1 protein-coding gene is annotated in these 994 nt (G+C 62.3%); it reads right to left on the bottom strand.

Translation table 11 applies throughout. From position 1 onward, the window contains the following. On the bottom strand, positions 1-994 hold a 994-nt coding region (locus tag FY112_RS05845; RefSeq protein WP_151517947.1), incomplete at both ends, for a PAS domain-containing protein.

The following is a 994-nucleotide window of genomic DNA, read 5'->3' as shown; positions in this document are numbered from 1 at the left end:
GACGGATTTGCCGCCCGCCCAACCGAGCTCGATCGGCTCGGGCTCCTCGGTCTCGAACAGGTGCTTGCGGAAATCGTAGATCTCCTCGGGCGTCTGCGTGCCGTCGTAGCGACCGAGCTCATAATTGCGGCGGATGACGTCGATGAAGGGCCGGCCGTCGAAGGGATCGTCGAGTGGCAGCTCCCAGATGCCGTAGAACTCGTCGTTGACGTAGAGGATCCGGTGGTCGTTATCGAGGATCAGCACGCCGACCGGCAACGAGCGTAGGATATTCTCGATATCCCGGTGCAGCACCTCTTTGTGTTTCTGCGCCTCGATCAGCGCCTTCTCTCGTTCCTTGAGTGGCGAGATGTCCGAAAAGGAGCCGACGACATAGGGCCGACCATCCGCTGTCACGACGCGATTGACGCGCGAGAGGACGGAATAGATATGGCCGTCCTTGCTCGGCAGCAGGCTTTCGATCTCCTTCGACCTGCCTCCCTGCAACGCCAGCAGGTTTTCCTGGTAGATCGCCTCGCCCCCGTCCGGACCGAACATTTCGTGTTCGGTCATCCCAAGGACCCGGGAACGGCTATGGCCGCTGAAGGTCTCGTAATATTGATTGGCGTAGACGAGGCGATGCTTGTCATCGCGCACGAAGGCTGCGACCGGGAGGTCCTCCAGGATGGTCCGCAGCAGGTCGAGCTCATTGACGCTCTCGTGCCAGGCCGTGTCGCTGACAGCCGCAGGCTTTGCGCCGTTGCGATAGGCGGCGTTGACGACCAGTGGCCGGCCATCTTCGGCAAAGATGCCGATCGGCTGGTCGAGCTGTTCCAGCGCCTCGCGCACGCGGGCGAAATCGGCGGCGACACCGGTGTCGCTAGTAATCCGAGGGTCGCCAGCGATCCCAGGGTCGCCCATCGCCTGGCGCGTCGGTTCGCGCACTTCGAACATGCCGAGCACGTAGGCCCGATCCGGCGATGGTGAGAAGCTTTCGATCTGGATGCGTTCATGA

The organism is Rhizobium sp. PEPV16 (assembly GCF_008919455.1).
GTDB lineage: Bacteria > Pseudomonadota > Alphaproteobacteria > Rhizobiales > Rhizobiaceae > Rhizobium > Rhizobium leguminosarum_Q.
The sequence above is the reverse complement of the archived record's forward strand: the minus strand, read 5'-3'. Positions and strand labels throughout refer to the sequence as shown.